General features: G+C 52.9%; 23 protein-coding genes. 4 read left to right on the top strand and 19 right to left on the bottom strand.

The window, feature by feature from the left end; translation table 11 throughout:
• Positions 1-181: 181 nt before the first annotated feature.
• From LC073_RS14350 to leuC, 13 genes are all read right to left on the bottom strand, one after another.
• Complete coding sequence (locus LC073_RS14350) at positions 182-835, bottom strand: SPOR domain-containing protein (protein WP_226647939.1); 654 nt, start codon at positions 833-835, stop codon at positions 182-184.
• Complete coding sequence (folC, locus tag LC073_RS14355; RefSeq protein WP_226647940.1) at positions 816-2,087, bottom strand: bifunctional tetrahydrofolate synthase/dihydrofolate synthase; 1,272 nt, start codon at positions 2,085-2,087, stop codon at positions 816-818. The genes LC073_RS14350 and folC overlap by 20 nt, the downstream gene beginning before the upstream one ends.
• Before the next feature lie 83 nt (positions 2,088-2,170).
• On the bottom strand, positions 2,171-3,025 hold the full coding sequence (accD, locus tag LC073_RS14360; protein ID WP_226647941.1) for an acetyl-CoA carboxylase, carboxyltransferase subunit beta: 855 nt from the start codon (positions 3,023-3,025) through the stop codon (positions 2,171-2,173).
• A gap of 160 nt (positions 3,026-3,185) precedes the next feature.
• Positions 3,186-3,995: a tryptophan synthase subunit alpha gene (trpA, locus tag LC073_RS14365; protein WP_226647942.1), complete on the bottom strand. Its 810-nt coding sequence runs from the start codon at positions 3,993-3,995 to the stop codon at positions 3,186-3,188.
• Positions 3,996-4,088: 93 nt separating this feature from the next.
• The gene (trpB, locus tag LC073_RS14370; protein WP_226647943.1) at positions 4,089-5,312 is read right to left on the bottom strand and encodes a tryptophan synthase subunit beta; all 1,224 of its coding nucleotides are present in this window, start codon (positions 5,310-5,312) and stop codon (positions 4,089-4,091) included.
• A gap of 322 nt (positions 5,313-5,634) precedes the next feature.
• Positions 5,635-6,246: a phosphoribosylanthranilate isomerase gene (locus LC073_RS14375; protein ID WP_226647944.1), complete on the bottom strand. Its 612-nt coding sequence runs from the start codon at positions 6,244-6,246 to the stop codon at positions 5,635-5,637.
• A 151-nt stretch (positions 6,247-6,397) separates the two neighbouring features.
• A complete protein-coding gene (truA, locus tag LC073_RS14380) occupies positions 6,398-7,291 on the bottom strand; it encodes a tRNA pseudouridine(38-40) synthase TruA (protein ID WP_226647945.1) in 894 nt (297 codons plus the stop codon).
• 166 nt (positions 7,292-7,457) lie between these two features.
• On the bottom strand, positions 7,458-10,811 hold the full coding sequence (locus LC073_RS14385; protein WP_226647946.1) for a FimV/HubP family polar landmark protein: 3,354 nt from the start codon (positions 10,809-10,811) through the stop codon (positions 7,458-7,460).
• 197 nt (positions 10,812-11,008) lie between these two features.
• Positions 11,009-12,004, bottom strand: coding sequence for an Asd/ArgC dimerization domain-containing protein (locus LC073_RS14390; RefSeq protein ID WP_226647947.1), 996 nt, complete (start codon positions 12,002-12,004; stop codon positions 11,009-11,011).
• Between the two features lie 191 nt (positions 12,005-12,195).
• Positions 12,196-13,311: an aspartate-semialdehyde dehydrogenase gene (asd, locus tag LC073_RS14395; protein WP_226647948.1), complete on the bottom strand. Its 1,116-nt coding sequence runs from the start codon at positions 13,309-13,311 to the stop codon at positions 12,196-12,198.
• Positions 13,312-13,400: 89 nt separating this feature from the next.
• Positions 13,401-14,459: a 3-isopropylmalate dehydrogenase gene (gene leuB / locus LC073_RS14400; RefSeq protein WP_264190597.1), complete on the bottom strand. Its 1,059-nt coding sequence runs from the start codon at positions 14,457-14,459 to the stop codon at positions 13,401-13,403.
• A 27-nt stretch (positions 14,460-14,486) separates the two neighbouring features.
• Positions 14,487-15,137 (bottom strand): 3-isopropylmalate dehydratase small subunit, encoded by a 651-nt coding sequence (gene leuD / locus LC073_RS14405; protein WP_226647950.1) that lies wholly within the window; start codon positions 15,135-15,137, stop codon positions 14,487-14,489.
• On the bottom strand, positions 15,137-16,585 hold the full coding sequence (gene leuC / locus LC073_RS14410; protein WP_226647951.1) for a 3-isopropylmalate dehydratase large subunit: 1,449 nt from the start codon (positions 16,583-16,585) through the stop codon (positions 15,137-15,139). Before leuC ends, leuD begins: the two co-directional genes overlap by 1 nt.
• A 142-nt stretch (positions 16,586-16,727) precedes the next feature.
• Here leuC and LC073_RS14415 point away from each other — a divergent pair, with 142 nt between their 5' ends.
• The 3 genes from LC073_RS14415 (at position 16,728) to LC073_RS14425 (ending at position 19,865) form a co-directional block, all read left to right on the top strand.
• Positions 16,728-17,600, top strand: coding sequence for a LysR family transcriptional regulator (locus tag LC073_RS14415; RefSeq protein WP_152454357.1), 873 nt, complete (start codon positions 16,728-16,730; stop codon positions 17,598-17,600).
• 225 nt (positions 17,601-17,825) lie between these two features.
• The gene (locus LC073_RS14420; RefSeq protein ID WP_226647952.1) at positions 17,826-18,563 is read left to right on the top strand and encodes a TIGR04219 family outer membrane beta-barrel protein; all 738 of its coding nucleotides are present in this window, start codon (positions 17,826-17,828) and stop codon (positions 18,561-18,563) included.
• A 249-nt stretch (positions 18,564-18,812) separates the two neighbouring features.
• On the top strand, positions 18,813-19,865 hold the full coding sequence (locus LC073_RS14425; protein ID WP_226647953.1) for an NAD(P)H-dependent flavin oxidoreductase: 1,053 nt from the start codon (positions 18,813-18,815) through the stop codon (positions 19,863-19,865).
• A gap of 49 nt (positions 19,866-19,914) precedes the next feature.
• On the opposite strand, the gene LC073_RS14430 is transcribed toward LC073_RS14425, so the two are convergent.
• The 6 genes from LC073_RS14430 to LC073_RS14455 all read right to left on the bottom strand — a co-directional run bounded on the left by LC073_RS14430 (position 19,915) and on the right by LC073_RS14455 (position 24,576).
• Complete coding sequence (locus LC073_RS14430) at positions 19,915-20,127, bottom strand: hypothetical protein (RefSeq protein ID WP_226647954.1); 213 nt, start codon at positions 20,125-20,127, stop codon at positions 19,915-19,917.
• A 300-nt stretch (positions 20,128-20,427) separates the two neighbouring features.
• Positions 20,428-21,171 (bottom strand): sporulation protein, encoded by a 744-nt coding sequence (locus LC073_RS14435; protein WP_226647955.1) that lies wholly within the window; start codon positions 21,169-21,171, stop codon positions 20,428-20,430.
• A 134-nt stretch (positions 21,172-21,305) separates the two neighbouring features.
• The gene (locus tag LC073_RS14440) at positions 21,306-21,656 is read right to left on the bottom strand and encodes a VOC family protein (protein ID WP_226647956.1); all 351 of its coding nucleotides are present in this window, start codon (positions 21,654-21,656) and stop codon (positions 21,306-21,308) included.
• A gap of 540 nt (positions 21,657-22,196) precedes the next feature.
• Positions 22,197-22,604 (bottom strand): VOC family protein, encoded by a 408-nt coding sequence (locus LC073_RS14445; protein ID WP_226647957.1) that lies wholly within the window; start codon positions 22,602-22,604, stop codon positions 22,197-22,199.
• A gap of 537 nt (positions 22,605-23,141) precedes the next feature.
• Complete coding sequence (locus LC073_RS14450) at positions 23,142-23,747, bottom strand: transposase (RefSeq protein ID WP_226647958.1); 606 nt, start codon at positions 23,745-23,747, stop codon at positions 23,142-23,144.
• 232 nt (positions 23,748-23,979) lie between these two features.
• Positions 23,980-24,576: a transposase gene (locus tag LC073_RS14455; RefSeq protein WP_226647959.1), complete on the bottom strand. Its 597-nt coding sequence runs from the start codon at positions 24,574-24,576 to the stop codon at positions 23,980-23,982.
• 391 nt (positions 24,577-24,967) lie between these two features.
• Between LC073_RS14455 and LC073_RS14460 the strand changes: the two genes are divergently transcribed.
• Positions 24,968-25,504 (top strand): IS110 family transposase, encoded by a 537-nt coding sequence (locus tag LC073_RS14460; RefSeq protein WP_226647960.1) that lies wholly within the window; start codon positions 24,968-24,970, stop codon positions 25,502-25,504.
• The last annotated feature ends 86 nt before the right edge of the window (positions 25,505-25,590 follow it).

Raw genomic sequence — 25,590 nt, forward strand, 5'->3', positions numbered from 1 at the left:
GCAGCGAAACTGATAAGAAATGAATGACACCCAGCCAGTTTCACAGCCACCCGCGAAATACTGGCACAGGTTAGAAAATTTGCCGCTTCTTTGGGAGAGAGAGGCCCAGAAGAGCAAAAGCGACTCGCCTGGCACTCTGTCTAGCAAGGCTGTAACAACCCCATATCGAGCCAATAAGCCATCAGGCTTTAAAGCGGAGTACCAGGGTTTGTGCTTGCAGCAGTGAATCGAGCTCCCGCTTGATACTCTCAGCATCGGCCTTATTGACCTTGGGCCCCACGAAGACCCGTACAAAACGCCCTTTGTCCGTTTGCACCCCGCGGGTATAGGCCCGATAGCCCTTATCCATCAGGCGCATACGCAGCTGCTGCGCGCGGGAGTCATCCTTGTAAGAGGCCACCTGTACCACCCAGGCAATCGGTTGCCCCTGTTCGTCCACCAATGGCGAAGCCGTCTTTTTAGCAGCGTCACTCTCGGCTATCGGGGCAGAATCAACCTCTTCATGCTTGGATTGAGAGTCGGAAGCGGCAAACTTGGCCGCACCCTCCGCAGGGTTGGAAAACTTCTCCGGCACTTCCGGCTGAAAAATCTCTCCAGCCGCAGGAGCCGGCGCCACACCGGCAACGGGCTCGGGTTTACCAATCTCAATGGGGCGGATATCCGGCTCCGCCGGGATCTGGCTCACCTCACTGATATGCCCCTTGGACTCCCGGTCCAGTAGACTCGGCAGGAATATTACTGCGAGCGCAACCAGCACCAGCGCACCAACGATGCGCTGTTTGAAGCCGTCGTTCAGCCGCCCTCTGCGGGGGGACTTATCCTCGCAATTCTCCATTACCCTCGTCTCGCCTCTGCTGCAGAACTTCCGCCACAGTAAAGAAGGATCCATATACAAGCAACCTATCCTGTGAACCAAGGGTCGGCAGCAGTTGCCGCAACCCATCAGCCACAGTTGGACAGCGTCGATCCACTTTCGTCTCATCCACACCCGCCTTTTGAAGAGCGGCGCACAGTGCCTCGCCATCCGCAGCGCGGTTATTTTCCGGCAGCAGGGCCGGGTGCCATCGGTCCACCAATTCGCGAACAGGGGAAAACAGACCGACCAGATCCTTATCTTTCATAGCCGCCACCAGGGCATGAGTTTTCCCCTCTACCGGATGGGCTGCCAGCCAGATTGACAGGTACTCCGCCGCCGCCGGATTGTGTCCCACATCCAGCAGCAGATTTCGCTCATGCCAAACGACTTGTTGGCAGCGCCCGGGCAGGGCTATTTGACCGAGGGCTGTCTCGACCCCCTCTTGGGGTAGAGCATCCAGTAGTGCCAGAGCAGTAAGTGCGGCAGCGATACTGGGACGCGGCAAGCTGATATTCGGTATCGACAATACCAGGTCACCAAAGTGATAGGCCTCACTTCCCCCACTCGAAGTAATACCAAAATCCTGACCAATAAAATAACTGGAGCTGGCCTGCTTTTCGGATGCGGACAGCACAGATTGGGGCGGCGCGCTATCTGCACAAACAAAGGGTGCACCCGGGCGCAGAATGCCCGCCTTCTCGCGACCGATAACCTCCCGATCGCTGCCCAACCAATCCTCATGGTCGATCGCCACACTGGTGATAATCGCCAGGTCGGCATCCACCAAATTGACCGCATCCAGCCGGCCACCTAGGCCGACCTCCAGCAGGGCATATTCCACTCCCGCGCGTTGGTACAACCACAATGCGGCTAGAGTGGTGAACTCGAAATAGGTCAGGCTGGTTTCCCCGCGAGCGGCTTCCACCGCCACAAAGGACTCGACCAGCTGTTGATCGGATACCTCCTCTCCATTAATACGTATCCGCTCATTAAAACGCAGCAAGTGCGGAGAGCTGTAAGCCCCAACAGAGTGACCTGCGTGACACAATAGTGCCTCCATAGTCGCCACGCAGGAGCCCTTGCCATTGGTGCCCGCCACTGTAATCACCGTGGCCGCGGGTTTTTGCACCCCCAGGGTAGCGGCGACAGAAGAGACGCGTTCGAGCCCGAGTTCAATTTCAGTAGGGTGCAGCCGCTCCAGGCGGGCGAGCCAATCTTGTAATGAGGACATAATCGGATAGATCGCTGGTGGGAGGCAGCAGCCAGGTTTTCTTCCTGACTGCTCTTAGGCGCCTCCGGGGAATTGGGAAATAATTAATTACCGCTCAGTTTACCCAATAGGCGCGAGACGGTAGTGCGCATATCCTTGCGCGGAATAATCATATCGATAGCGCCGTGCTCCAGTAGGAATTCACTGCGCTGGAAGCCCTTGGGCAATTTCTGGCGGATGGTCTGCTCGATAATATTGGGGCCGGCAAATCCGGCGCGCGCCCCCGGTTCGGCCGCATTGATATCCCCCAACAGGGCCAGGGAGGCCGAAACGCCACCATATACGGGGTCGGTCATAATGGAGATATAGGGCACGCCCGCCATCTTCATTTTTTCCAGCACCGCAGAGGTCTTGGCCATCTGCATCAGAGAGATCAAAGCCTCCTGCATTCGCGCCCCGCCAGTGGCAGAGAAGCACACCAGTGGAATGCGCTGTTCCAAGGCGCGCTGGGCCGCGCGGGTAAAACGCTCTCCCACCACATAACCCATGGAGCCGCCGTGAAAGGCAAACTCAAAGGCCACGGCCACCAAGGGCGCCCCTTTCAAGGTGCCCTGCATGGCAATCAGTGCGTCTTTTTCACCGGTGGATTTTTGCGCCTGCAGCAGACGGTCTTTGTATTTTTTAACGTCTTTAAATTTCAGACGATCCACTGGCAGCACATCGGTGGCCAGCTCTTCACGCCCCTCCTCGTCGAGGAAAATATCCAGGCGACGGCGAGCACCAATGCGCAAATGGTGGTCGCACTTGGGGCACACATCCAGGTTGCGCTCTAGCTCCGGGCGGTAAAGCATGGCGTCGCACTTGACGCACTTCTTCCATACCCCCTCTGGGACCTTGCTGCTGCCGGCGCGTCGCTCGGTGCGAATAACCGCGGGAACAATTTTTTCTAACCAGCTCATCTCGTTTCCAAATCCGGATGCTTTCTGTAGGTCGGCGCATTTTACCGACCGGTGAGTTTCAGGCTACGAATTAAAACACTAAGCTGAACATCAAACCCAGCCAGATCAGCCGCTATTTTTGGCGATCTGGCCAGCTCCTTGCCTTAGCCCGGGATAGTGCCTAGCGGTCCAGAGCCCGGCGCATCTCGCTGACGATCTCCCCCAGCTTCGCCTTGGCGACAGCCAGGTCCGCGGCTTGAGCCACCGCTGAGACCAACACACTGCCCACAACTGCGCCGTCGCCATGGGCACTGACGGATCGCGCCGAGCTGCCGTCTTTGATACCAAAGCCCACGCACAGGGGCAAATCGGTGAAGCGGCGAATATGTTCGAGATTATCGCGCACTGAGTCCAGGTCAAGATGGCCGGCACCGGTAACGCCCTTCAGGGAGACGTAATACACAAAACCACTGGCCAGGCCGGTAATCTCGCGAATGCGCTCTTCAGTAGTGGTAGGCGTCAGCAGGAAGATATTGCGCAGATTGCGCTCGGCCAGGAGCTCGTTGAGAGGCCCCGCCTCTTCCGCCGGCAGGTCTACCGTGAGAGCACCATCTACTCCGGCATTGAGGGCGGCATCGGCGAACTCCCGCTCACCCATACGCTGGATCGGGTTGGCATACCCCATCAGGATAACCGGGGTTTCCTCATCTACCTGACGGAATTCTTTAACCAGCGCCAGACACTTGCGCAACGAGGCGCCACTGGCTAAGGCGCGCTCATGCCCCTTCTGGATCACAGGCCCCTCGGCCATGGGATCGGAGAAAGGCACCCCCAACTCGATAATATCCGCACCACTGGCCACCAGCTGGTGCATCATGGGTACGGTATTTTCCAGGCCGCCATCACCGGCGACGATATAAGTTACCAGGGCTTTGCGGCCCTCGCCGCGCAGTCTGGCAAAGCGGCAATCAATTCTATTTTGTTCTGTCACTGTGTATTCCCTGAGCTACTCCTGGCCTAGCGCCAGCTCACTTGGTCAGTATTCTTTGCGACCCGCCCGCCTCAAAAGGTGGACGGCCATCGGTTAAACCTCAATACCGTCAATCGCGGCAACGGTGAAAATATCTTTGTCACCGCGACCGGAGAGGTTCACCACAATGTTTTGTTCAGGCGCCATTTCAGCCGCAAGTTTCATCGCGTAGGCAACTGCATGGCTGGACTCCAGCGCCGGCAGAATACCCTCGGTGCGGGTGAGACGACGGAAGGCGTCGAGCGCCTCTTTATCATCGGCGGTGACATACTCAACACGGCCGATATCTTTGAGCCAGGCGTGTTCAGGGCCAACACCGGGGTAATCGAGACCCGCAGAAACAGAATGGGTTTCGATAATCTGGCCGTCTTCATCTTCCATCAAATAGGTGCGGTTGCCGTGCAGAACTCCGGGAATACCATCATTGAGAGGCGCCGCGTGCCTGCCGGTGGCCAGACCTTCACCGCCGGCCTCAACGCCAAACATTTTCACTTCAGAGTCATTGAGGAAGGGGTGGAACAGTCCAATCGCATTGGAGCCGCCGCCGACACAGGCCACCAGGGCGTCGGGCAACTGGCCAAACTGTTCCAGGCTCTGGCGGCGCGCTTCGCGTCCAATAATCGAGTTGAAGTCCCGCACCAACTGAGGATAGGGATGGGGGCCAGCCACAGTGCCGATAATGTAGAAAGTGTTATCGACATTGGTCACCCAGTCGCGCATAGCCTCATTCATGGCATCTTTCAATGTCTTGGAACCGGACTCCACCGGCACCACTTCGGCACCCAGCAGCTTCATACGATAGACATTAGGAGACTGACGCTTGACGTCCTCAGCGCCCATATAAACCGTACACTGTAATCCCAAACGCGCGGCCACTGTGGCGGTAGCCACACCGTGCTGGCCCGCGCCGGTTTCAGCAATCACACGACTTTTACCGCTGTGCTTGGCCAACAGTGCCTGGCCAACGGTGTTATTTACTTTGTGCGCACCGGTATGGTTGAGGTCTTCCCGCTTAAGCCAGATTCGCGCACCGCCCGCTTGCTCAGTCAATCGCTCAGCGAGATACAGCGGTGATGGTCTGCCTACATAGTGCGCCAGATCGTGATCAAAGGCAGCGACAAAATCCGGATCATCTTTCAGGCGGCTATACATTGCCTGAAGCTCATCCAATGCGCTGATCAGCGTCTCCGATACAAAGCGACCGCCGTAGGGACCAAAATGTCCGCTCGCATCCGGGAAGGTGGAAAAATCAATAGCACCTGGCTTACTCACACTCATACTCCGTGGGTCACGTGGTTTTTAAAAATTCGCCTGTCTATTTAATGTTTGAATCGTTCCTCCTGAACGATTCAAACGTCGCCAGAAAATACTGGCGCAGATACGTGGATCTGCTGGTATTTGCTGGCTCGCGCCGGCACTGCCGGCGGCGGCACTTCCCTGTGCCGCTTTCGTCTTATGTAGCTATAGCTCTTTCTGAACAATTAAAACATCACCAGAAAATACTGGTGCAGATATCCAGAGCTGCTTGTATTTCCTGGATCTTGCCGGCTTTACCGGCAGCGACACACTCTTGTGACGCTAATTTATTCAGTCTCGCAAACTAATAGCCTTTAGCTGCGCGAATAAAAGCACTCACTTTTTGCAGGTCTTTAATACCCGGCGCGTCTTCTACGCCTCCGCTGACATCCACTCCCTGGGGGCGCGCTGCTAATATCGCCTTGGAAACATTGTCCGCGTTCAGTCCGCCGGCAAGGACTATGGACCGGCCACTTTTCTGCGGCACCCTGTCCCAGTCAAAGGTCTCACCGGTGCCACCGGGAACACCTGGGCGATAGGCATCCAGTAAAAATCCGCGCGCTTTGGGGTGTTCCTGCATTGCAGCAACAACATCCAAGCCCTCTTTCATACGCAAGGCCTTGATATAGGGCCTGCGAAACTGCTCGCAGTAACGGGCCGTTTCCTCACCGTGAAACTGCAATAGATTGAGAGGAACCTTCCCCAGTGCCTGGTCTACTTCACTCTGGGCGGCATCCACGAACAAGCCTGTCAGGGTCACAAAGGGAGGAATTGCTGCGGCAATTACTGCAGCAGCCATTGGGTCGATATAGCGAGGACTGGCCTTATAGAAGACCAATCCCAGCGCATCCGCGCCGGCGTCAACAGCCATCAGGGCATCTTCTACACGGGTGATGCCGCAAATCTTCACTTGCATCGCTTAACCTGGAGCCGGCCGAGCGGCCAACAAAAATGAGGGAACCCAGGATACTAGCAGATTGACACCGGGTGCGAAACGCGTGCTATTTCGGCGAAAGCGCAACTTGAGAATCCAACTTAAGGGAGACTCGATAAAATCCGCCAATTATTTAAAGCTGCGGAAGCGTACCAAGTGCCAGAGGCACCAGCAAAGGTCCCGGCTCACAGACAGGCAGTGGAAATTCCCGCGGGTATTGCACATCCACCAAATATAAACCGAATGGCGGCGCAGTGACTCCCCCGGCAGAGCGATCGCGCTTCTCCAGTACTTCCCGTACCCAGTCCGGGCTGCGCTCACCGCGGCCCACCGCCATCAATACACCGGTAATATTGCGCACCATATGATGTAAGAAAGCGTTTGCGCTCACCTCCAACACGATCAGCTGCCCCACACGAGCGATATCCAGGCGGGTGATTTCCCGCACTGGGCTCTTGGCCTGGCACTGGGAGGCGCGGAAACTGGTGAAATCCTGGCGGCCAATCAAGTGCTTCGCCCCCTCGCGCATGGCATCCACGTCCAGTGCATGCTGAGTCCAAGTGACCTCCGCTGCACTGTGAGCTGAGCGGGTCAGCGAACTGTGAATTAAATAGCGATAGCTACGCGCATGGGCAGAAAAGCGCGCATGAAATTGCGCCGGCATCTCACGAACCCAGCGTACCCGCACAGAGTCCGGCAGTTTTGTATTCACGCCTTGGACCCAGGCGCGTTCCGGGCGCTGAGCACGGGTATCGAAGTGGATCACCTGATTCGTGGCATGCACTCCAGCGTCGGTACGCCCAGCACAAACCAGGGTGATAGTTTCCGCAGCAATATTGGAGAGGGCCCACTCCAGGTGGGCCTGTACAGTTTCTGCGGCAGACTTCTGTTTTTGAAAGCCGTGCAGCCGCGCGCCACAATACTCGACACCCAGTGCAATTCGACGCAGCCCCTCGGGCAACTGTTCACCGGGGGGGACCTCTCCATTGGCTTTGTAGATATATTCGCGTTCTGTTGCCTGTGTCATAACGGCAAAATTACTCAGTCAGTGTGCCGCCCCCAAAGCCGAGGACAGCGTTTAATAGCAAAAATCCGACAACTCGAGTAGAGCCCGGAAATAAGCCGGGAGTCCCGGCAACATAAAAAAACCTCGCAGCCAGTGCGAGGTTTTTTTAAGCGGAGTTATGGAACAGTTAAACCATGCGCTCCAACATCTCCTCGGCGCGGCTCTTATGCTCGCCACCACCATCCTGGGCCACTTCCTTGAGAATATCCTTAGCACCCTCTTTGTCACCCATATCCATATAGGCCTGAGCCAACTCCAACTTGGTACCCATCTCGTCGCCACCTTCTAGCAGGCTAAGCTCGGAATTAAGGTCGTTCTCCAAATTGAAATCCAAACCGGCAAATTCGGACTCGGCGTCTTGCTGCTGAGTGGCTAGCGCTTCACCACTCTGTTCACGGCCTAATGGCTCTCGATCTGTTGCAGACTCTAGCTCGATATCACTCCCGGTGCTCAGACCAAAAGCCAGATCCCCATCGGTGGATTCATCAATCAGGGCCAACTCGTCCTCGAGGGAGAACTCTTCTTCGACAGCGCCTTCACCAAGAGACAGTTCCTCACCGGTAGCCTCCAGGGAAGCCATATCAAACTCGAGGTCGTCTTCCTGTGACAAACCATTAGCTTCCGCATTGTCGGCAACTGCGGCGCTGGTTGCGACCTCCAGTGATTCTGTCGAGGCGAGTTCCCCGGCAATATCGTCGAGATCAATGCTGTCGAGATCAAGCTCACCATCCAACTCTGAACCAATCATATCCAGATCGTCTTCAGAGAAAGCCTCCAGTGAGAACTCATCCTCGGCACCCGCGCTTGGCGCTGCGTCGACAACAGCCTCCAGAGCCTCATCGGCGTGCAATTCCTTCGCGGCCCCATCCATCATGGAGAGGTCCAGTTCAAAATCCAGACCGCCGATGGAGCCTCCGGACCTGCTTTTTTCAGCCTCTGAACCAGCCACTTCCAACTCAGCAGCCAACTCGTCAATGCCAGCCTCAGGGCTCTCAGCGGCGTCGAGTGCCAAGGAGTCTAGATCCAGTTCAGAGGTATCAAAATCGATAGGAGCAAGATCTGCCTCGCTTTCTGTGGAGGCTTCTTCTGCTAATGGATCTAGCAGCGCCAGCTCATCAGATTCGACATTGTTCAGGTCACCGAGATCCAGCTCGCCAAAATCGAGGTCATCGAGGTTTAACTCTTCATTACTTTCAGACGCCAACTGGAGACTATCCTGTTGAGCATCCAAAGCACCATCGAGATCCAAGTCATCGAGGTTGAATTCACTATCCAGGTCGAGAGAATCACCCGTGTCCAGGGGCGGCTCCGCAAAGGTGTCGCCCAAGTCGAGGGACAATTCTTCTGTAGCTAATTCGCCATCCGCTTGCTCATGGTCCAGAGACAGGTCCATGGTGAGGTCGTCGAGCAGCGAGTCGCTGTTAAAACCATCCTCATTAGACCGGGCAGGCTCGGCCGTGGAGAAATCCTGATCGAGAGCAGCGCCGATATCATCCAGCTGTGCCGCTTCCAGGGATTCGCTGGAGAAGTCCATCGACGGAGCTTCAAAGTCTGGCGCACCGGCAATCGTCTCACGCAGGCGCGCGGCGCGGTCGGCGGCAGGGCCATCACTGATGGCGAGCAACTGGATATAGTGGTCGTCGAACTTCTCGATATCCTGATTGTGAGCGTAGACTTCCATCAGCATCAGACGCGCATCCACTACCTGAGGGTCTTTTTCCAGGCCAAGCAGCAGCTTGCTCTCTGCTTCTTCGTACTGCCCCAAAGACAAATGAATTTCTGCCTCGGAGATGGGATCATCGGTGCCTACATCACCCAGATCGCTGAGATCGAAAGCATTGTCTGCTTCCATACTCTCCACTGCAGCCAGTGTTTCATCGGCACTGGTAACCGTGTCAGGCACCCCCAGGGAAGATTCCTCTGCGGCCAACTGCTGCTCCAGTTCCTGCTCGGCCTCCTGCTCAGCCTTGCGACGGCGCCAGGTAAAGAAACCGAACAAACCCACCAGCAAACCTGCAGCACCGATGCCGACCAATTGCATGTTTTCGCCGAGCTTCTCCATCAGGCTGGGCTCAGGCTGGGTTTGAACAGATACTACGCGATTACGGGATTCCGGCTCAGCTTCGGCCTCTTGCGCAGTATTCTGCTCGATAGAGTCATCGAGGGATTCGCCTGCAAGGGCTTCGTCCGACTGCCCTTCTTCACCGTCCAACTCATTGTCGACCAGCTCGTCGCTGTCAATTTCACTGGTATCGAGGAGCGGGTCAGACAATTCGGCGGCGGCCTGCACAGCGAGCATTTCATCATTGGAAACCTCTACCAAGGCCTCCATGGTATCGATCTGTTCATCGAGTTCGGCGATACGCTCGCGCAACTCGGTATTTTCCAGCTGGGATTTATCCAGCTCTTCTTCGGCCACCGTCAGGTCGCCTTCCAGGGCCTCACTATCCTCAGAACCACTGCCGGAGCCTGAGATAACAGATTCGTTGTCGCCGGGGGCCGTCAGGCTTACGCGACCTTCAATCTCAGTGCTGGCAAGGCGCTCTTCCTCAGCCGGGCGCGCATCCAGCGGCGCTCCTGAAGCGACCTCCTCGGAGCGGTTACGTTGACGCCAGGAATCATTCTGCTGCGCCACTTCGGAAATTGCCTCAGTGAGGCTCAGGCTACGCAAATCTTCGCTGTTGGGCAGACGCAACACCGCACCCTTTTTCAACAGGTTGATATTACCGTTGATAAAAGCTTCCGGATTCAGGCGCTGGATCGCCAACATGGTTTGCTGCACGGAAAATTCGCGGCTGACACGATTATCAAGAGCGATTTCCCACAGGGTGTCGGCAGAGGAAACCGGGCCGTAAACCTGACTGCTGTCACCACTATCGGCAGAAGCGCGCTGCGGCTGGCGACGCACAGGCTCGGGTTGCTGTGCTGCAGGTGTTTCAGCGGGTTGCTCCACTTCTGGTTCGGCAACCGGCTGCTGTGCGGGTTGCGCTGGACGCGGAGCTGGTCTCTGCGTCTGGGTGTCACGGCGCACCTGCTGGCGCTCGCGTTCGGCGGCGCGCACCGGCTGTTGAGCGCTGTTCGGTGAAAACGCCGGCAGATCCATCAACAGGGTGTATTCCCTCAGCAAACGTCCACTGGGCCAGCGGGTTTCAACCAGGAAATTCAGAAAGGGTTCGCGAATCGGTTCGCGGCTGGTAATACGGACCACCGGCTTGCTGCCCGAATAATCCACATCAAAACGCAGTGAAGTGAGTAGGTAGGAGCGCTCCACTCCAGCGCGGTCAAATTCATCCGGCCCCGCCAGACGTACTTTGATCTCAGCATCGTCCAGGCCGCGGGTTTGCAGCAGGCCAATCTCCGCATCGAGCGGTTGATTAAGGGTGGAGTTGAGTTTGATCTCCCCCAGTCCGAGCGCCAGAGTCGCGTTGCTTCCCAGTGCACCGACTAGACCAACTGCAAGTGCCAACTTACGCACACGCATATCCGATTCCCTTTATTGTTAGAATCTTCCCAGGGCTTCCGAAAAGCGCGCCTTCAGAAAATCCCCATTACTGAACAGTAATCGTTCGACTATTTGACCGCCATACGGGCGGCCACCAACCAGGGCGAATCATTCGCCATTCGCAGCCGGACCAAAGTTAAGATTACACCTTCACTATGGCGGCTAAGTATTAAATATCAGTAGTTTTTTAGCAACAAGTGAGCAATTTGTGCACAGTTCATTGCAACGTCTTTGCGCAGATTATCCGACACCGCACAAAGGTTTATCTGCCGCTTGCCAAGTAGGCTTTGGCGTAAGCGACCTATGATTGTCACGTCACTACCCACGGCATTTTCCGCCGAGGGCTGTTCCGCCAACTGAAGGCGCACACCATTGGCTAACAGTGCGCGTATTTTTTCCAGGTCCGTCTCTTCGCGCAAAACAATGCCTAAATTGGCCAGCTGGCCGTGAAAGACAGAAACCGTATTAATACTGGCATCAATAGCGACGTCATCGCCGAGCAAACGGCGCAAGTCGTGAATCAAAGTCAGCTCGCCGAGGGTGTGGCCACTGGCGAGCAAGGCTTCACTGGCGCTGAGTTGATTAAATGCAAGGCGGTGTCCAATGGCGGGATCGACCTCCGCATCCTGGCCACTGAACATACGCGCGGTCTGCGCCGCAGTGGCATCAATGGCTGCTTTACCTAAGGCGGATACCGGTTGATTGAGTTGCACCTGCACACCCTGCAGGTTTTCTGCCAGGGGAAATAGCGCTTCAGCTACCATGGCGGCGCCGGCACTGGGCACTGCCACTACGCGGCGCTCCGCGCTGGCTAATTCTGCTGCGTTGAATGCGGGATGGATCAGGGCAACACTCTCGTCGCCGCGGGTATTGTTCGCCGCATCCACTATCCAGGCACCGCTGTTTTCGGCGCTGTTCATAGCCACATTAATGGCTTCGCTGGAGTCCAGCAAAATGACCACCTGCCCCTCGGCAAAAGTGAATTTTTCCAGGGCTTGTACCGGGATACTGCGATTGGCAAATACCTGCGGATCGACTTCGCGCTCCTCGCTCTCCAGCAAACACAGCTGCTCGGCGGTAATAATTTCCCGCTCCTCCAGGATTTCCAGCAGAGGGGCAAAGGCGGCGTTATCGACACCGACGATGACCAGTTTGCGGGCGGCTTCGGACATGGCTATTCACTTCGTTGGGTTGGAAAGGAAAAAATGAGGGGGCGATTATACCCGTGGGGGAAAATCGAAAAAGCCGCTATGACAACCAGTAGCGGCTTTTTACTTGATGGGGTTCACAGCTTGGCAAAATGTCCTCTATTAACAAACACAGCAACATGCGCCGCTAGAGAACTTATACCAAGCTGTACCAGTTACAGCTTACCCAGCAAAATCAGCAGGATACGGCGCAGCGGTTCGGCTGCCCCCCAGAGTAATTGATCGCCCACGGTAAAAGCGTTCAGGTATTGGGGCCCCATGCTTAACTTACGCAGACGCCCCACAGGAATATCCAGCTTGCCGGTGACCGCTGTGGGCGTCAGCTGCTGCAATGTGGCCTCACGCTCATTGGGTACCACATTGACCCAATCGTTAGCACTGTCCAGCAACTGCTCTATTTCTTCCAGCGGCAGATCTTTTTTCAGCTTCACGGTAAAAGCCTGGCTGTGACAGCGCATGGCGCCGATACGCACGCAGGTGCCATCCACCGGAATTGGACTCTGGGTTTGCAGAATTTTGTTGGCTTCCACCTGGGCCTTCCACTCTTCGCGGCTCTGGCCATTGTCCAATTGAGTATCGATCCAGGGCAGCAGGCTGCCGGCCAGAGGCGCACCAAACTGTGCAGTGGGGAATTCCGCCGAGCGCATGTCCGCAACCACCTTGCGATCGATATCCAAAATGGCGCTGGCGGGATTTTCCAGCTCCGGTGTCACGCCGTCGCGAATCGCGCCCATTTGCGCGATCAACTCGCGCATATTTTGAGCTCCCGCACCACTGGCGGCCTGATAGGTCATGGCAGTGACCCACTCCACCAGATCCGCCTTAAACAGGCCACCCAAAGCCATCAGCATCAGGCTCACTGTGCAGTTGCCGCCGATAAAATTCTTCTGCCCCGCATCGATGGCACGGTCGATCACATCGCGGTTGACCGGGTCCAGTACGATCACCGCGTCCTCCTGCATACGCAGGCTGGATGCCGCATCGATCCAATAGCCCTGCCAGCCGGCCTCGCGCAGGCGGGGGAAAACCTCTTTGGTGTAATCGCCGCCCTGGCAGCTGACAATGGCATCCAGCGCCGCGAGTGCATCGATATCGTAAGCGTCGCCGAGCGGCGGCAACTCGCGGCCGATATCCGGCGCTTTACCGCCAGCATTGGAGGTGGAGAAGAAGATCGGTTCAGCGATATGCGCAAAGTCATCCTCGGCGCTCATGCGTTCCAGTAATACCGAGCCAACCATACCGCGCCAGCCGATAAAACCTATTTTCTGCATTGCTTTGTCCTGTTTGTGATGTGATCAGAGTGCGCCACCGAGAAAGTGGCGCGATAGTGAAATGGGCAAATTCTTACGGTCACTCGCACTCAAAGCGCGGCGACGACAGCGGCACCCATCTCCGCCGTGGAAACTTTGCGGCAACCCTCTGTGTAAATATCGGCAGTGCGCAGCCCCTGCTCCAGCACCTTGCTGACTGCGGCCTCGATGGCATCCGCCGCTTCGCCCATATCCAGGGAGTAACGCAGCATCATCGCCGCCGACAGAATAGTGGCGAGCGGGTTGGCGATGCCCTGCCCGGCGATATCTGGAGCGGAACCGTGGCAGGGTTCATACAAACCGAAACCGTTTTCGTTTAGGGAAGCGGATGGCAGCATGCCGATGGAACCGGTGAGCATGGCGGCGGCATCGGAGAGAATATCGCCGAACATATTGCCAGTCACCATTACATCGAACTGCTTGGGTGCGCGCACCAGCTGCATCGCGGCATTGTCCACATACATGTGTGACAGTTCCACATCCGGGTACTCCGGCGCCAGGCGATCCAGTACTTCGCGCCAGAGTACGGTGACTTCCAGTACATTGGCCTTATCGACAGAACAGAGTTTGCCACTGCGCTTTTGCGCCGCCTCAAAAGCCGAACGGGCGATGCGCTCAATTTCCGATTCGCTGTACACATAGGTGTTGAAGCCCTGGCGCTCACCATTCTCCAGGGTGCGAATACCGCGGGGCTCACCGAAATAAATCCCGCCGGTGAGTTCGCGCACAATCAGAATGTCCAGCCCAGCGACCACCTCCGGTTTGAGCGAAGAGGCGTCGGCTAGTTGCGGATAGAGAATGGCCGGGCGCAGATTGGCATAAAGGCCTAGCACGCTGCGAATTTTCAGTAATCCCTTTTCCGGACGAATTTCCCGCGTCAGGGTATCCCATTGGGGGCCACCGACAGCGCCGAGCAATACCGCATCGCACTCGCCTGCGGCCTTGAGCGTTTCGTCGGTGAGGGGCTCACCATGCGCATCGATTGAGGCGCCGCCGATCAGGCCCTGTTCAAAACTCAGCCCTAAATTGTATTTTTCCGATGCAACTTCCAGCACCGCCATAGCCTGCTCAACAATTTCCGGGCCAATGCCGTCGCCCGGCAGAATCATTACTTTTTTTGTCACAGGAATTTCCTTTTAGTACTGAACCGCATCGAAAAGCCAGGGCGCTTTTTCACGTCGCTTCATTTCATATGCGCGAATATCATCGGCATGTTCCAAAGTCAGGCCGATGTGGTCGAGACCGTTAATCAGACAGTGTTTGTGGAAGGCATCCACCTCGAAGGCAATCGTCTCGCCACAGGGCTTGTGAATATGCTGCTGCTCTAGGTCGATAGTGAGGGTGTAGCCTTCCTGCGCGTGCGTTTCCTCGAACAAGCGGTGTACCACGGCTTCGGGCAAAACGATTGGCAGCAACCCGTTTTTAAAACAGTTGTTAAAGAAGATATCGGCAAAACTGGGGGCGATGATTGCGCGGAAACCGTGATCTTCCAACGCCCAGGGAGCGTGTTCACGACTGGAGCCGCAGCCAAAATTTTCCCGCGCCAGCAGCACCGAGCCACCCTGATAGCGTGGAAAATTCAGGGGGAAATCCGGGTTAATCGGGCGAGCCGAGCAGTCCTGACCGGGAAAACCCTCATCCAGGTAGCGCAACTCATCAAACAGGTTGGGGCCGAAGCCAGTACGCTTGATGGACTTCAGAAACTGCTTGGGAATAATCAGGTCCGTATCCACATTGGCACGATCCATGGGCACCACAAGGCCCTCGTGCTGGGTAAATGCTCTCATCAGGCCATCTCCTCTTGCGCTTGTACTGGTGCCATCTCACGCACATCCACAAAGTGTCCGGCAATTGCCGCTGCCGCCGCCATCGCGGGACTGACCAGGTGTGTGCGGCCACCGTAACCCTGGCGGCCTTCAAAGTTGCGGTTGGATGTGGAGGCGCAGTGCTCACCAGCCCCTAATTTATCCGCATTCATTGCTAAGCACATGGAGCAGGAGGGCTCTCGCCACTCGAAACCGGCCTCGATAAAAATTTTGTGCAACCCCTCACGCTCCGCCTGGGCCTTGACCGCCTGGGAGCCGGGTACAATCAATACCTGTTTAACGCTGTCGGCCTTACTGCGCCCCTTGGCTATAGCGGCAGCGGCGCGCAGGTCCTCAATACGGGAGTTAGTACAGGAGCCAATAAAGACGCGATCAAGTTTGATATCACTGATCCTCTGCCCGGCGCTCAGTCCCATATATTCCAGTGCGCGCTGCATACCGGTGCGTTTGGTAGAATCGCCTTCGGCAACGGGGTCCGGCACATTGGCGCTAATAGGAACAACCATTTCCGGCGAGGTCCCCCAGCTCACCTGGGGCTCGATCTCCTCACCACGCAACACAACCACTTGGTCGAACACTGAGTCGTCATCGGAGTGCAGCTGGCTCCAGGCTTCAGCCGCTCTATCCCAATGCTCTCCTTTTGGCGCATAGGGCTTGCCCTTCACATAATCGAGGGTGATCTGGTCCACTGCCACCATGCCCGCGCGGGCTCCGGCCTCTATCGCCATATTGCACACAGTCATGCGGCCTTCCATGGACATCTTGCGGATGACTTCGCCGCCGAACTCAATGGCATAGCCGGTACCGCCGGCGGTGCCGATCTTGCCGATAATCGCCAGCACTACGTCTTTGGCTGTGACGCCGGGAAGCAGCTCGCCATCCACGCGCACCAGCATATTCTTCATTTTGCGCTGGATGAGGCACTGGGTGGCCATCACATGCTCCACCTCGGAGGTGCCAATACCATGAGCCAGGGCCCCCAGCGCACCGTGGGTAGAAGTGTGGGAATCGCCACACACTACCGTCATACCCGGAAGGGTGGCGCCGGTTTCCGGTCCAATCACATGCACGATACCCTGCCCCGGTTCGTTGATACCGAACTGCACCACGTCGAAATCCCGGCAGTTCTCATCCAGGGTCTGCACTTGAATTCGGGAAATATCGTCGCGAATACCGCTGACACCCGCCGCACGTTCAACGCTCTCGGAAGGCACATTGTGATCGGGGGTCGCGACCAGGGAGTCCTTGCGCCAGGGTTGTCGGCCAGCCAGACGCAACCCTTCAAAGGCTTGCGGAGAGGTCACCTCGTGAATCAGGTGGCGGTCGATATAGATCAACGCAGACCCATCGTCACGGGTCTTAATCAGGTGGTCCTGCCAGAGTTTGTCGTAGAGTGTTTGCCCTGCCACAGCCTTTCCTCTCAGTAGTTATGCGCCTGAGTCTAACCAGGAGTCAAAAATAACACCAATTTATATTTATTATTCAATGTATTCCAATATGGAATTTGAGGTACTATTGGGCCCAGAGTTCCATCTGCGGGAGACATAGCAATTGGAAATTCAGTGGTTGAAGGCTTTCCTGGCAATTGCCGAACAGGGCTCCGTTTCGGGGGCGGCAGAACAACTGCACCTGACCCAGCCCGCCGCCAGCAAGCGCCTCGCCGCTCTGGAGCAGCAGCTGCAGGCGCCGCTGTTTGATCGTATAGGCCGTAAGCTACAGCTCACCGATGCCGGGCGCGCCCTACTGCCCCGCGCCCGCCATATCCTCAATGAAATCTCCGACACCGAACAAGAGTTGCGCGCCCTTGGCGATACCGTTAGCGGTAGCCTGCGCATCGCCACCAGTCACCATGTGGGTCTACATCACCTCCCGCCAGTACTCAAGGAGTTCAGTAATCGCTACCCGAAAGTAGCCCTGGATATTGACTTCGTGGACTCCGAGCAAGCCTACGAAGCCCTGATGGCTGCCAAATACGAACTGGCCGTGGTCACCCTGGCCCTCAAGGATTACCCACACCTGAATGCACAAGTGATCTGGCCGGACCCCTGCGTAGTAGTCGCTGCACCGAACCATCCACTCACCCGAATCCCGGAGTTGGAGCTGGCTGACCTAGCCAATTACCCCGCCATACTGCCAGACCTCAATACCTATACCGGACGCCTGATCAAAAGGGAATTCGATGCCCAGGGCTTGAAGCTCACCTCCAAGCTGGCCACTAATTTTCTGGAAACCATCAAGATGATGGCCTGTGTCGGACTGGGCTGGAGTGTTTTACCCCAAACTCTGGTGGATGAAAGCTTGGCAGTACTGCCGGTGAGAAAATTGCAGGTCTTGCGCAACCTCGGTGTGATCAGCCATCGCGGCCGTACGCTGAGTAATGCCGCCAGCGCACTGCAGCGAATGTTATTTGAAGCAAATCCCTAAATTGCCCGGCGGCGGCTAACATGACTAAGCCCCGTATAAATTCCGCCCAACTTCGCCCACCCCTTAAATAGCACAACGCCCTACTCTTTCTGCGGCACTACAACTCCACCGCAAGCGACACTTATGCTTAATCGGCCGACAAATTTGTGAAAATGTGCAACTTACAGCAACACATTAAAAATAACCCTGTACACTCCGCGGCAAATTTATCACGGAGAGTAACTCATGAAGAAATCTGCTATTGCCCTGTGCGCCCTTCTCAGCAGCGGTGCCGCCAGCGCTGATACGATTCTCGGCTTCGATGCCACCCTCGGTGCCTGGCTGCCAAATTACGACGGTAATATTGGTAAGGACGATTACAACCTGGACAAACTCTCCCTCAGCGAAGACCACATCACCTTTATTCAGGTCGCACTGGAACACCCAATTCCGCTGGTACCCAATATCATGCTGGCACACAGCAACATTGGTACCGATGGCAGCGCCGAACTGCAAAGCACCGTGACTTTCGACGATGTAACTTTCCAAAGTGGCACAACCATCAACACGGACCTCGACCTCACCCACACCGACGCCACTTTCTATTACGAAATTTTGGACAACTGGGTAAACCTGGATCTGGGCCTTACCGCGCGTAGATACGACGGTGAATTTACCGCCATTAGTGAAGATCGCACAGAGACCATCCAGCTAACAGGCTACCTACCAATGGCCTATGGAATGGCGCGTTTTGACCTGCCGTTTAGCGGCTGGTCTGTTATTGCACAGGGCAATGGCACCGCTTATCGCGGCGATACCCTCACCGATTTCACCGCAAAAGTGCGCTGGGATTTCGTACCTGCCGTGGACTTGGCGATTGAGGCTGGCTATCGTGTGATGAACCTGGACCTGGATGAACTGGATGACTTGCAGAGTGATGTTGAAATTAAAGGCCCCTATATTGGCCTAAATCTGCACCTCTAATTATCCATCTAGGCTTCAGGCCTAATTCATCTCCACCAATTCAAAAATTACTTCCGGCACGCTATAGCTAGCGCGCCGGAATTCCCCTAAGGTGGGCTCTCAACTTGCCCCTTGAGAAACCACTAGGTAGCGCGGGAACCTCCCCCAAATGCCACCGGCTAAAATCCCACTGAACATTCTTGAGGGCCGCAGAAACACAATAAACTCTTCAGAGTTTCCTTAGAGCAAGAACAGCGAGGCGAACGGGCAGTGCAATCTATTCTGCAAACACTGGGAATTTCCCACCCCATTTTTCAAGCGCCAATGGCTGGTGTCTCAACTCCAGAACTTGCTGCCGCAGTCTCCAATGCCGGCGGACTCGGCGCCATCGGACTCGGCCCCTATTCCCCACAGAAAGTCGCCGAAATAATCCAACAAACCCGCGAACTCACCGAGCATCCCTTTAACGTCAATGTCTTCTGCCATCAACCAGCAGTTGCAGATCCCCAGCGTGAAGCCGCCTGGCTCAACCACCTGGCACCTTATTTCTCGGAACTGGATGCAACACCACCCCAAGCGTTACACGAACCTTACCCGAGTTTCATTGGTAACAACGAGCTGCTGGAAGTGCTCCTGCAAGAAAAGCCCGCCGTGGTGAGCTTTCATTTTGGGTTGCCCGAGCAAGGCGCCATCAGCGCGCTCAAAGATTCAGGGATAATCCTGATAGCCACCGCCACAACTCCCGAAGAAGCAAAGCTCGCAGAAGACGCGGGGATGGATGCCTTGATCGCTCAAGGTATAGAGGCGGGCGGTCATAGAGGGGTATTTGATCCAGAAGAAGATCGAGAAATAGGGACGCTCGCTCTAGTCCGACTGCTTTGCAGCCAAAGCAATCTGCCCATTATTGCCGCCGGGGGCATCATGGATGGAGCCGGTATACACGCAGCTCTCTCACTCGGCGCCAGCGCTGTGCAGATGGGAACCGCCTTTATTCTTTGTCCAGAATCCGCCGCTGACGATAACTTCCGGGCAGCTCTTAAAAGCGAGCGAGCCCATCACACCGCAATCACCGCCAATATCTCCGGGCGTCCCGCTCGCGGTATTGCCAATCGTTTTTATCGGGATTTAAACCGCAATGCGCCAGCAAGGCCTGATTACCCCATTTGCTACAGCGCCGGCAAGGCTCTCGCCAACGCCTCGGCTGCAGCTGGCAGCGATAGTTTTGCGGTGCAATGGGCTGGCCAGGGTGCCCCCCTATGCAGGGCCCTACCAGCAACAGAATTAATTACCACCTTGGCCGCAGAACTGGAAGCCACACAATAATTATTGTCCAAATATGCTTTTCCCCGAGAATATTGTGACTCGGGGAAAATCACCGAGTAAAAATCGCTATCCTGTTCCCTTCCAGATCACGGAAATAAGCACCAAGGAAAGCTCCAGGATCTCCATGGCCTGACTCACCTTCGCTCACAGCACCCAAGTTAAGAACCATAGAAAAAACACGATCAACTTCCTTTTCATTCTCGGCTTTAAGAGCAACCATAGTGCCATTACCAAAGCTGGCAAACTCATTATTGAACGGCACAGTTAGCGCGAGTTTCTTAGAGGAATTGGGAAATTCCCCAAAGACCACTCTACCAAACGCATAAATTTCCTTACCCCAAGCAAGCTAATTAACTGGCCATAAAAACTGCGAGCCAGCTCCAGGTTATTCGTACCAAGAGAGATATGTGAAATCACTACAATCACTCCTGTTTAGGGTAATTGACGTAAGATATTTTTTTAGGAGCAGCGAGTCAAAATATAGCCGGGCTATTACCCGGCAATATTTTGTTCATGGTTTATCATCTGAGGCTATCGCCCTAAAGCTACATAACTATCGAGGTCAGCGGGAGAGAATTGCCTCAACCGCAGTTTGAACTTCACTATCATTGGCATCGATAGCGAGAGAAAAAGACAGATATTCATCGCCCCGACCCCCGAACCTACGGTCAATCTCGGCCAGGCAGTGAATCATTTCTCCATCCAAAATAAATGAAAGTTCGATTTCCTTAGCTCCCAAAAATCCCCCACCCTTAAATTCAATTTCCTGATAACAGCCAGATTTTGAAGAAAAGGAACCGCCATTCAAATAGCCTTTTTCAACATCTGCCTTCACCAGATCAAAACCCTCGTTTTCAATCAGAGTGAAAATTGACTGCACCACCGGCAGGGGCTTAACTTCCAGGTAGTCCCTATCTTTGGGATCAATGGCGAAATCTATATCGAGTGTAGTTTCCAACCAAACACGACATTCGTTCTTATGGGCCCTAAGTGCAGTAATTGGTGCCTCATCGTTTAACTTGAACTCAAAGGGTATTTCTATACTTTCGCCGGCATCAATTGTAAATGGTTCTACAATCTTTATGTCATCTAAAGTGAAATTGATATAGCCGGTACCATTATCATTTTCTACTTTTGCCTCAGTACAGAGCTTTAAATTGATTGCATCAACTTCCTGCTCAACATTACCCCCCAGGATGTGGATACTTCCCTTGATTAGCTCCCCCTGAAATAGGCTAGCGCTCTCTAAAACAGTATCGACCTTAGCCGCACCAATCCCCAAAGAGGCTTTCAACTTCTGCAACATAACTTCTAACTACCAACCAAGAAACTGAATGACCAATACTAAACACAGTGCCGATCAAAAGACAAATCAAGTTCAAAGAAGAAGTAGGACATCCAAATAAAGACCATAGTTACCCGTTATCGCGCAACTACTATTTATACGTGTTGGAGTACATTAACAAGCTTTCCAAATGGATCACGGACATAGAACCTGCGAACCCCCCACGGTTCTGATACCGGTCCGTATTCAATTTGAATGTTTTCAGCCAGTACTTTCTTTAAAACGAAATCAAGATCATCAACCTCAATTGACACATCAGGAACAGCAGTCCCGGAGCCACCTTCAGATGCCACACTTAATTGGGTGGTCATTTCTTCGCCTGAGCTATATGTTTTGATCCAGCCGTGGTCCATAACAAGATCAAGGTCAAAGATAGACTCATAGAATCTTTTGGCATTATCTGGATTTGCCGCTTCGATATTTAAAACTATTCTCTTTACTTTCATTAAACGAACCTCAGGGTAAGTCTTGTAGTTAACGCCGCCATAAACGGCTGCCAAAGCAACGCGAAGGCAGTCCGGTGGAGGCCCAAAGGGCCGGAGTAAACTGCTTGCGCTTGTTATACATTTCTGACGATATAGCCTATATCTTGGTATTACACTTTCTAGCCCAAACCTTGAAAATTAACCAAGAGATGGCAATACTTACCAATACCCAAATTGGGCTTGTAGACAAAAAAATTGGAACTACAAGGTCATATTCGTATCTATCTGCCCCACTATCCTTCCCTCCAAGAGCAGAATCACAGTTAACCTTCCATCGAGTTAAAGTCGGAAAAATTAAAACAAAACTCAATGCTAATAATTAATTTTTCTTTCTCGAATTGCTTTCAATATGAGCGCCTGGTCGCTGCTGGTAAACCAAAGAAAGTAGCCCTTACCCCATGTATGAGGAAGCAACTTACCATCATAAATACAATGGTAAAAACAACACTTACTAGAATGAGAAAAGGGCTTAAATATTTGACAAAGGACCATAGTCACTTGTTAGGCATGCGAATGTGAATCATTTGTAGCATGGAAAAGACCCCATCCGTGACCATCTAGATCGACAAAACTGTGTGAATACATGAAACCTAAATCTTCGGGTTTATCATATGTTGTGCCGCCTGCCGCAAGCGCTTTGGCAACAAGCCCATCCACCTCCTCTCGACTTCCACAGGCCAATGAGATTAAAACTTCAACTTCATTTTTTGTGTCACAAATGGTTTTTGGCGTAAAGTTACGAAACAAATCGTGTGTGGACAGCATGACGTAAATATAGTCGCTAATAACAATACACCCGCCTGCATCATTCGACATCTGAGAATTTTGCGAGAAACCGAGGGCTTTAAAAAAATCGAGCGACTTGGGTAGATCAGCAACTGGCAAATTAATGTATATTTGCTTACTCATATATTCCTACCTTGTTTTCAGATGATGTTGCGTTGCCTAACACTTTGCTAAACGGCAGCCGGAACACAGTGTAGGCTGTCTGGTGCAGGGCGCAACATATGCGCCCAGAAAGAATTTAAACAACTTATTATCATATACTAAGTTCTCAATTTTAACGCTACTGAGATCAATGTGACAAACATGAAGATCAAATATGCGCTAGTCAGGTATGGCTCCGTAGTAAGGGAAGTTCAAAGCACGCTTTAATACAACTATTGAGCCTGATCCAGTAAATGAAACATGATCTGCTCCTCAATTTTCAAAAGCTACAAATGATAACGAGGCTGTAGAAAAACAGTTTTAGAAAAGCTGTCACTCCTCAGATTCCTCCAATTAAAATTTCGACCTAAATGTAGCTATATCACCAAATTTCTTTCATTGTATTAAATTTAGGCGTCTTGATGCCCTTAATTTATACTCAATCAGTGGATACTGCCATATCTCATCAACTTTTCAATGTTAAGTACCAAGCAGAACATCTGCCATTGTCCCTGAACCTTAATTTTTCCTCATAGCGAGAAGCGATTCAATCGCTTGTTGGTACCAATGTTCCCAAACATTGGCTCGACAACAGACATTAACATGCTCTTCTTTTAACAAGAGCATGTATTTTCCTGCCGGACAGATGCAGGTTTTCTTTTTCTTGTTGAATGTAAATTCACTAGCTGGGAAAGCCTGATCAGCATTAGCTCTACCATTTTGATTACGCTTGCCATACTTGGCTTTTTGCTTAGCAAAAGCTTTATCACGGGAACGGAATTTATTGTCAGGTATGTAGGCATTAATGCCGTTTTCTCGCAGGTAGCTGTAGTTAGCATCGTTGGAGAATCCAGTATCAGCAGTAATGATGACCTGTTTGACCAAGATGTCTTCTTCTATTCCTATATTCTGATAATGGCAACTGATGCCATCGAGAATAGGTTTCAGTGTATGATGTTCCTGCCCCTCACCAAAGGCCTGTGCTTCAACAACGATCTGATGCTTCCTATCAACTGCGGCAACACCGTTATAGCCTTGGATGGTTCCCTTGCTGGTAGTCATCTTGGCTGATTCATTGTCCGTAATATTACTTTTTACCTCTTTAGGGTTTTTACCTTGCCCCATCCTGGGGGAGTGATTCTTTAAGAACTGATCAATTTTATCAAAGTGTTTCTGCAGGGTATCAGCTGCTTTAGCTAACGAGGGTGTAGAAAAACTCAGCCTTCATTTTATATTGTGCTTCTACGTGAAAAATAGCTTACTCATCAGTGAAAACTAAATCAGAATTCACGTAAAATCACCATTTGTGGTCAACATTTGATCACATCTGAAGAATCATAGGAACACATTAGTTTTTCTACAGCCTGAACGCTTGCTTTCGCTCTTTTTCTTTAGGTTCCCTGCCATCAAGCCTCTTGTGCTCTTTGAGGCAATGTTTGATCTTCTTGCGAATTTTTTCCTGCTTCTGCTCTAGCTCTTTAAAAGTCCTCGAATGTTCTTTACTGGCATTGGATGGCATCTTGCATCCATCTACTGCAAATAGTTCGTTGCCAAGCAGCCCCTGCTGATCGCAGACTAGTAACACTTGCTCAAACACCGACTCAATCGCATCAGGATGACTGCTTACGAAACTCGCAATACTAGTAAAATGCGGAACGGTATCGCATGACAGTGCTTTGAAGAGAATATTGTTTTCACATTGCCATTGAATTTCACGACTTGAAGTAATGCCTTTTGAGTAAGCAAACAATATGATTTTCAGTAGGATAGCCGGATCATAGGCGGTTCGCCCGCTGCTATCATTTTGATATTTTTTATGGAAGACAGAGAGATCGATATGGTCATCAATCAAATGATGAAGTGTAAACTCAAAAGTTTCAGGTTGTAGTTGTTCTTCAAAATTGATGACGACCATTGCATCTTGGTTGTAATCGTAATGTTTGAAATTGGGCATATGGATAATCTCGACATCAAGACCTCCATTTTAACAAAAAAGCTACCTTTTAAGAGTTTTTCTAAAGCCTGAACGCCGCGCTAAGCTGCATGATGAAAGTGGCTGCCTTTTTGCTGCTTTTTGCAAAAAAGGAAGACAGCTTTAGCACGTCAGATTTGAGCGCCTTGTATGGTTGTTCTTGTCCGATTCTGATGTTGAAAATCCTTTTCGCTAACGGGTAAATTGAGACCCACCTTCGGCGGCCACCGAAGGCCTTGTTTGTCACAGTTCGTTGCTGCGCCGGTTCATAAAGACCGATAACAAGTATGAACGTGACAGACACTCACTAGGCATAACTCGAATAGTCATGTGGGCCTCGAGCCCGAATAGCAAGGCGGAGATAGCTTATCTTATGGAACCTCAAGAGATCAATGTCGGTATCGATACCAGCAGTAAACAACTCGATATTTATGTGAGACCTAGTGGCCAGTTTTTTAGTGTTACCAATAACAAAGAAGGTATTAAAGACGCCATTAAACAACTACAACCGCTTAAACCTCAAAGAGTATTAATCGAGTCCACAGGAAGACTAGAATTAGAATTCGTCTGTGCTGCTCATAAAGCGGGACTGCCGATAGTTGTTTGCAATCCTTCGCAAGTAAGAAACTTTGCAAAATCAGCGGGGCGGCTCGCCAAAACAGATAAGCTAGATGCAATTGATATCGCACATTTTGGTGAAGCAATGAAGCCAAGATTGTCATCAATCAAACCAGAAAAACTCAGAAATATCAGTGATTTGCTGACGGTCAGGAACCAGTGCTTAGAGATGAGTACAATGCAAAAGAATCGTCTCAGGAGAATGCCTAAGTCTGTTCACAAGCCCATTCAGGCTATCTTAAAGGCCATCAAGAAAGAGCTAGTGGTCCATGCGGAAAATAAGGTTACGTAATTTGAGTTCGCGTATACTTGCCCCATGGATACTCCTGACGTTTTCACAATTACCGCTCATGATGCAGCGACCCTGGAAAGCTGGAT

The sequence above is a fragment of the Microbulbifer variabilis genome, from assembly GCF_020524905.1.
In the GTDB taxonomy this organism is placed as follows: Bacteria; Pseudomonadota; Gammaproteobacteria; order Pseudomonadales; family Cellvibrionaceae; genus Microbulbifer; species Microbulbifer variabilis_A.

Coding starts and splice junctions, on each gene's coding strand:
- leuB (WP_264190597.1), bottom strand. CDS start 14,459: ATGATTCTGCCGGGCGACGGCATTGGCCCGGAAATTGTTGAGCAGGCT.
- folC (WP_226647940.1), bottom strand. CDS start 2,087: ATGTCCTCATTACAAGATTGGCTCGCCCGCCTGGAGCGGCTGCACCCT.
- LC073_RS14385 (WP_226647946.1), bottom strand. CDS start 10,811: ATGCGTGTGCGTAAGTTGGCACTTGCAGTTGGTCTAGTCGGTGCACTG.
- LC073_RS14390 (WP_226647947.1), bottom strand. CDS start 12,004: ATGTCCGAAGCCGCCCGCAAACTGGTCATCGTCGGTGTCGATAACGCC.
- LC073_RS14435 (WP_226647955.1), bottom strand. CDS start 21,171: ATGTTGCAGAAGTTGAAAGCCTCTTTGGGGATTGGTGCGGCTAAGGTC.
- truA (WP_226647945.1), bottom strand. CDS start 7,291: ATGACACAGGCAACAGAACGCGAATATATCTACAAAGCCAATGGAGAG.
- LC073_RS14450 (WP_226647958.1), bottom strand. CDS start 23,747: ATGGGGCAAGGTAAAAACCCTAAAGAGGTAAAAAGTAATATTACGGAC.
- leuD (WP_226647950.1), bottom strand. CDS start 15,137: ATGAGAGCATTTACCCAGCACGAGGGCCTTGTGGTGCCCATGGATCGT.
- LC073_RS14455 (WP_226647959.1), bottom strand. CDS start 24,576: ATGCCCAATTTCAAACATTACGATTACAACCAAGATGCAATGGTCGTC.
- accD (WP_226647941.1), bottom strand. CDS start 3,025: ATGAGCTGGTTAGAAAAAATTGTTCCCGCGGTTATTCGCACCGAGCGA.
- LC073_RS14440 (WP_226647956.1), bottom strand. CDS start 21,656: ATGAAAGTAAAGAGAATAGTTTTAAATATCGAAGCGGCAAATCCAGAT.
- LC073_RS14420 (WP_226647952.1), top strand. CDS start 17,826: ATGAAGAAATCTGCTATTGCCCTGTGCGCCCTTCTCAGCAGCGGTGCC.
- asd (WP_226647948.1), bottom strand. CDS start 13,311: ATGCAGAAAATAGGTTTTATCGGCTGGCGCGGTATGGTTGGCTCGGTA.
- trpB (WP_226647943.1), bottom strand. CDS start 5,312: ATGAGTGTGAGTAAGCCAGGTGCTATTGATTTTTCCACCTTCCCGGAT.
- LC073_RS14445 (WP_226647957.1), bottom strand. CDS start 22,604: ATGAGTAAGCAAATATACATTAATTTGCCAGTTGCTGATCTACCCAAG.
- LC073_RS14375 (WP_226647944.1), bottom strand. CDS start 6,246: ATGCAAGTGAAGATTTGCGGCATCACCCGTGTAGAAGATGCCCTGATG.
- LC073_RS14350 (WP_226647939.1), bottom strand. CDS start 835: ATGGAGAATTGCGAGGATAAGTCCCCCCGCAGAGGGCGGCTGAACGAC.
- LC073_RS14460 (WP_226647960.1), top strand. CDS start 24,968: ATGGAACCTCAAGAGATCAATGTCGGTATCGATACCAGCAGTAAACAA.